This window comes from Corynebacterium sp. CCM 9203 (assembly GCF_041357675.1).
Classification (GTDB): domain Bacteria; phylum Actinomycetota; class Actinomycetes; order Mycobacteriales; family Mycobacteriaceae; genus Corynebacterium.
In genome coordinates this window covers 731105-737187 of the sequence record NZ_JAUERY010000002.1, presented here as the reverse complement: position 1 = coordinate 737187, position 6083 = coordinate 731105, and the positions used below count along the sequence as shown (strand labels likewise).

Here is a 6083-nt window from a genome sequence, read left to right as displayed (position 1 = left end):
TACCGTCAGTTTTCGGGATGTTCATCCGCCACTCATCCCGCGTTGGTTGCCCTGCCGGTGTTCATGCCCAACCAATCCGCCAACCCCCTCGACCCCGGCCGCCAACGCCGGACCAGCCACAGGTCGGCCACGATGTAGTTGACGATGAGGAATCCCGCGCCGACCACGGGATAGAGGGTCGGGTCAGGACCAATGTCTGCGGGCAACAGGGCCGGAATGCCCGTCAGCCCCATGATGATGATGAGATAGGGCGCCCACCACACGGTGAGCACGGGGAGGATGATGTCGATGGTGGTAATCAGGAATCCCACCGCGATCCACCTGCAGATCCCGGTGAGTAGATGGTCATCCGGGTTCACGATCAGTAGGGACGGCAATGACGCGACCGCAGCCATGACCGGATGGAGCAACGCCAGTCGCATCCGTTCCCGCAGCCAGGTCCGTCGACGACCGTTGAAGGCCATCCAGCGGTCCGGCCGTTCGTCGGATGTGAGACCCGTCATCACCATCACCAGCGGAAGGATCGGCCAGTTCACCCGAATGTCTGTGAGACAGATGACGACCGCAGCGACGGCCGTGAGTCCCCAGCCGATGAGGTTCCGCGGAACAACGTTGCCGGCGATGATCGCCCGGCACGCCCGGCGCGGGCCACCACCGCTGATCGCCGGATCTCCCGACCTCGACGTCGCCGTCCGGGGCGCCTCCGGCCAAGTCCGCGTGCTGCGGACCTGGATGATGGCGGCCACCACCCAGAACACGACGCTCACCAGAACAACGCCCTCGCCGCGCACGAACCAGTTGGTCAGGGCACAGGCGGAGAGGACGGCCGTGTACAGCCCCACCCGAAGAAGATGGTGGCGACGCCAGGTCGCGTGGTCGAGGTTGAAGGCCCGGTAGGTGTCCGCGCCACCGGTGGATGCCAAAAGCACCGCACCGAGTGCCACAGCGACCCACGCGGGCCACGCATGCGGCCGATATCCCGTGAAGAGGTACCCGTAGAGACCTGCGGCGGAGATCAGGGTCACCAGGACAGGCAGGACCCATGGGTTCGCGTGGCGCAGGATCGCGGTTGGTGAACCACCCATTGTTTTCACGGTCGGTATGCCCTTCCTCATCGTCGACTACCGGAGAACCGCTCCTGGAACGTCGCCCCGCTGAGGTCGGTGGTTCCAGCGAGTCGCGGGGAGATCACGAACAGCAGGATGAGCGTCCAGATCGTGAGTACCGCCAGCGATCCGGACATGACACGGACGTCCGTGGAGGCTGTCGCGAAGGCGACGGGGTACGCCGCCACCAGGCTCGCATACCACCAGGCATTCCGCCCGATGGCCCACGGTGCAAGTACCATTCCGCCGACGGCGAGGAGTCCGGCGGCGAGGAAGACGGGGATCCCCTCGTGGAAGGAGATCTCGCCCCGGAACGCCACGGCCCACGCGGCGGTCCAGACCAGGAGCGCCACCGGGAGGTTGAGCAGCGCCGTGATGTTCCACCCGCGGACGAAGTCCCGTCGCGGCCAGCCGTACGCCCGCCATGTCCTCGCGGCCAGGGGAGCCAGGGACGCCATGCTCCCACAGAAGGAGAGCACCATGATCGTGATGAACCCAAGGTCATCAGCCTCTCGGACGGTGCCCCACGGCGGGAGTCGGAGCATCAGAAGGTAGACCAGGACCCCGACCCAGACCATCACCGTGAAGCGGAGGACCGGGTCCCGGATGACCTGGGCCGTGGGGGAGGAGCCGATCAGCGTTCCACGGCTCATGCCGAGGTCCGCCGTCAACCACCACGGTTTCCCGTCGTCGGCCGGGGCCCCGGACTCCGGTATCGACCGTCCCCGCCAGACCTGCACGAGAAACGCCGCGACGAGAATGACGCCGACGGGTACGAGGGCGCGCGGGGGAAGAAAGCCGGGCGCGACGACCACGAGAGCCACGACAAGGGCGGTGATCAGGGTGAACACCGCTGAGCGCACGATGTGATGCCTTCTCCAGGTCGCCCGGGTGAGATTCATGGCCCGGTAGCCGTCGGCCGGGGTACGCAGCCACACGAGTGCACCGGAGAAAAGGACGAGTCCGATGTAGAGGACGTTCCATCGGCCGCCGTCCTCGATGAACATCATCAGCACACCGGTGAGCAGCACGTAGTCGGCGAGGATGAAGGCGAGGATGAGTCCTGCGCGGCGCCAGTCGCCGAGTGTCAGCATCAGTCGGCGGTCCACACCGCCGCCCGGGGTCACGTGGGGAGTCATCGGGCATCACCCGCCAGGGCGGTGACGGCGTCCTCGAGGTCGGCGGCCTGGACGCGGACGCCGAGTTCGCGTGCCTTCGCCCACAGGGAGTCAATGGCGTCTGCGGTAGCGCTCCGCAGGTCGAGGATCACGCGTTCCTGCCCGGTGAGCTTCTCGCGGATGAGCACTGTACCGGTGGATCCGAGCGCCTCGACGAGCGCGTCGATGCGGAACGCCGGACCTGTCGCGGAGAGCACTCCCTCATTGAGGTCGGCAACCTCGGCGGTGAACAGCAGAGACCGTGAACCGATGACGATGACGGAGTCGATGACGGCCGCTGCGTCGTCAAGCTGGTGGGTGGAGAGGATCACCGTGCGGGGATGCTGCTCCACATCGGCCCGGAGCTCGGTGTAGAGCACCCGGCGACGCTCGATGTCGAGCCCCAGATAAGGCTCGTCAAGGAGGGTGACGGGGCAGCGGGCCGCAAGCCCAATGACGGCCTGGAGCATGGACTTCTGTCCAGTTGAGTACGCCGAGTACTTCTTGTCCAGATCGAGGTCGAACCGTTCCGCGAGCTCGCGTGCGCGCGTCATGTCGAAAGTGGCCCAACGTGCCTCACCGATCTCCAGGAGCCTGCGCCCTTTCCAACTCCGCGGCAGCGGCACATCGGCACCCATGAGCACGACGCGGTCCATCACCTCGGCGTTGTCGAAGGGTGGGGCGTTGAACACCGTGAGGCTGCCGCCCTTCGTCTCGTGCTGGCCGGCGATGGAACGCAGCAGCGTGGTCTTACCGGACCCGTTGGGCCCGACGAGCGCGTGAATGCCACCCTCCGGAATCGTGAGGGTGAAATCGGTGAGCACGGGCGTTTTTCCATACGCGATGGTGACGTTGTCCGCGTGGATGACGGTGTTGTCGTTGTGGTTCATGAGTAGAGTCCTCGGCTTTCCGCTACCTGGTCGGTGAGAGTGTGCAGTTCTCCCCGGGTCATCCCGAGTTTGACGGCCTCGTCGATAAGTGGGGCGAGGAAACCGGCGGCGAAGGCCTCCCTGCGACGGGAGAGAATGGCTTCCCGCGCCGTGGCGGTGACGAACATGCCGATCCCACGCTGTTTCTCGAGCACGCCGGTGTCCACGAGCAGGGTGAGGCCCTTGCGGGCCGTGGCGGGGTTGATGTTGTGGAACGCCGCGAGTTCGTTGGTGGAGGGGGCTCGTTCACCGGCAGTGAGTGAACCGTCGACGATGGAGTCTTCGACGAGTGCGGCGATCTGCCGGAACAGCGGCAGAGTGGTCTCCTCCATGTCCCGCTCCCCGTTCCTCGATGGTTGATTGGTTGGTTACTTACGTAACTAACCATATAACCAAGTTCAACCATCCACAACGACCCGTGGAGCCAGTCGGATACGGGGGTGTAAACCTTAGCCGACTACCCCCCGAACGGGTGAGCGGTGATACCTGCAGATGCCCGGACACGCCCAGATCCCCGGCTTGTGCTGGCGGGACGTCGTAACGCACCCCTGAAGCGGTTGAAAGCACCAACCCGGGACATCGACGTAACCGGACCGTTTCAGGCATGCTGGACACCAGTGACTAAACGGATTTAGCAAGACAATGAACGGAAATTAGGAGCCATGCTTGAACGCACACAAGTATTCGTCGATACGTCCTACCTGCTCGCGAGCTTTTACAACTCGTGGGAAACGGGGGCACGTGCCCAGTTAGAGATAGATCTCCCCGAAGTCGTAGCCGTCCTCGGCACGATGATCCAGAACCAACTGGGCCAACCCATCCAGCGACAGATGTGGTACGACGGAATCCCGGATTCCGGCCCGCACCGTTATCAACGTGCACTCCGGACCTGCGACGGAGTGCAGCTCCGCGCAGGTCAGCTCATCGAATGGGGCGAACGCCGCACACAGAAGGCCGTCGATACGCGTCTGGTGGCTGACATGGTTCTCACCGGAATCCGCGGCCAGTGCTCCGATATCGTCCTCGTCTCAGGTGACGCCGACATGCTGCCCGGGGTCCAGGAAGCCACCGCCGCCGGTCTCCGCGTCCACCTCTACGGATTCGGCTGGGATTCTATGTCCTCCGCACTCCGCTACGCCTGCGACTCCACCACCATCCTCGATCCACGCGAAGATTTCGCCGAGTGCATGCAACTGCAGGTTCTCGAAGGCCCCCTTCCACCGGTCGTGCGGACCAAACCAATCGGTGATGCCGAACCGATCGAGGAAACCGGCCCAACGTCGATTCCTGACCTCTTGAACACCTCGTTTACGGTACCCGGGCGCCCCGACAACGTCGTCGATGACAATCGGGGGCATTCAGCGAAGCATCGCGCAACACCGACACCCGGAAACCCCGACCACGGACGTACCCGCGGCCCGGGCGAAGACCAAGTCGACGTTCCGGGTCCTCCCAGTGAAACCCGCAGGCCCGGCACACCCGTGTTGCGTGAAACCGCATCACCGTCAACCAACGCCGGAACCGAGGCCCCCCGAGAACCCATGGTTTCGGCACCACCTGAGCGCACTGACCGGGAAAAAACGGAGCCGGGAATCACTCATGCCGTAAACCGGGATGCATCCGGAATCACCTCGTCCTCTGCAGGCGAAACCCCCCAAGCTCCCGGTGCTGCCGCCGCCAAGACACAAAAAGAAACCGCCACACCGCGCCCCGCCCCGAATCCCTCCATGATGGCACCCCGCCGCAAACTACGTTCACGGTACGTGCCGCTCCCCAGTGAGGTGTGGGCATCTGACGGTTCACAAACCCCCTTCGACGTGGGACAGCAATACGCGAGCTGGTGGTACGACAACGCAGCGTCAGAGGAACAGAAGAACAACGCCCACCAACTATGCGGCGGAGGGCTCCCTCCCGAAATTGACCGCCCCCTACTCCAGTTCGCCTGCGAGACACTGCACGAGTACACGCTCACGGAATCTCAGCGCGTGAGTCTTCGGGACGGATTCCACTCCGGCATTCGGGGGGTTCTGCTCCACATCGCGCGCCGCTGATCAGCCACGCGATCCTGAACACGGCCCGACCTGCCTCTCCCGGTGAACTTATCCCGGGGAGGGGTCACGCCATGCTTTTCGGGGATTCAGGTGTTGGCTCCGCCGGTGTCCTCCGGTTTCTTCATTTCCGCGCGTATCTGATCCAACCGGGTGCTGGCCTTCATGTCGAGACCGGTGTCCCTGATCTCCGTGATCCGCTTCGCAACGGAGTTCTCCAGAAGCTCCTGCGATCCGAGAGCATCCGCGTAGCGACGCTCGATCTTCGCGCGCACTGCATCCAGGGTCGGAACCGCTGAATCAAGCTCCACCCCACCCGGAGACCCCGTCACATCATTGACAGTTTCCTGCATTTGAGACTGATCAACCTGGGTCTGCAGCGTCGCGATCTCAGTGAGCTGCTCCCGCAGGCGGGCTTCCGACTCCCGGACCTGCGATTCCGCCTGTTCCGCAGCCTGCACCGCACGAGCGTGGAGGTGTGTGGTCTCCTCAAGCTGTCCTTCCACTGCCACGAGGCGGGTGGAGAGAACCTCTGCGCTGACCATCAGATCATCCGCACGTTCTCCGTCACCTGCAGATCTTGCGGCATCCGCGGCATGTAGGGCATTGCGCGCCTCGTTCTCCAGGCTGTCCTTGTCTACGAGCAAGCGGTTGAGCTTCATCTCCAACTGACTCCGCGTTCCGATCATCGAGGCCGCCTGCCGCACGATCGCCGCATGCTGTTCTTTCGCCGCAGTAGTGGCCTGCTGGATCTGGACCTTCGGATCAGCATTGTCGTCGATCACCTTATTCAGGGAGGCGGTGAGATACTTCCATCCCTTGGCAAATGTGTTGGCCATGATC

Annotated in this window: 5 protein-coding genes and 2 pseudogenes; 2 read left to right on the top strand and 5 right to left on the bottom strand. The window is 63.9% G+C overall.

What is annotated here, in order from left to right; translation table 11 throughout:
• Positions 1-32: 32 nt before the first annotated feature.
• Genes QWU44_RS06735 through QWU44_RS06720 form a run of 4 tightly spaced genes read right to left on the bottom strand, consistent with a single transcriptional unit; the run spans position 33 to position 3524 of the window.
• Entirely contained in the window at positions 33-1085 is a 1053-nt protein-coding gene (locus QWU44_RS06735) for a hypothetical protein (RefSeq protein ID WP_370914890.1), read from the bottom strand.
• Positions 1086-1111: 26 nt separating this feature from the next.
• Positions 1112-2245 carry a hypothetical protein gene (locus QWU44_RS06730; RefSeq protein WP_370914889.1) on the bottom strand — a complete coding sequence of 378 codons (1134 nt, stop codon included), beginning with the start codon at positions 2243-2245 and terminating at the stop codon, positions 1112-1114.
• A complete protein-coding gene (locus QWU44_RS06725; RefSeq protein ID WP_267174152.1) occupies positions 2242-3153 on the bottom strand; it encodes an ATP-binding cassette domain-containing protein in 912 nt (303 codons plus the stop codon). The genes QWU44_RS06730 and QWU44_RS06725 overlap by 4 nt, the downstream gene beginning before the upstream one ends.
• Positions 3150-3524: a GntR family transcriptional regulator gene (locus tag QWU44_RS06720; protein ID WP_370914888.1), complete on the bottom strand. Its 375-nt coding sequence runs from the start codon at positions 3522-3524 to the stop codon at positions 3150-3152. Before QWU44_RS06720 ends, QWU44_RS06725 begins: the two co-directional genes overlap by 4 nt.
• Positions 3525-3854: 330 nt before the next feature.
• Here QWU44_RS06720 and QWU44_RS06715 point away from each other — a divergent pair.
• Both QWU44_RS06715 and QWU44_RS06710 read left to right on the top strand, forming a co-directional pair.
• Positions 3855-4428: pseudogene (locus tag QWU44_RS06715) on the top strand (NYN domain-containing protein); the annotation flags it as partial.
• Between the two features lie 464 nt (positions 4429-4892).
• Positions 4893-5243 (top strand): annotated as a pseudogene (locus QWU44_RS06710) (NYN domain-containing protein); the annotation flags it as partial.
• 86 nt (positions 5244-5329) lie between these two features.
• Here QWU44_RS06710 and QWU44_RS06705 read toward each other — a convergent pair.
• Positions 5330-6079: a PspA/IM30 family protein gene (locus QWU44_RS06705; RefSeq protein ID WP_370914887.1), complete on the bottom strand. Its 750-nt coding sequence runs from the start codon at positions 6077-6079 to the stop codon at positions 5330-5332.
• Positions 6080-6083 lie beyond the last annotated feature (4 nt).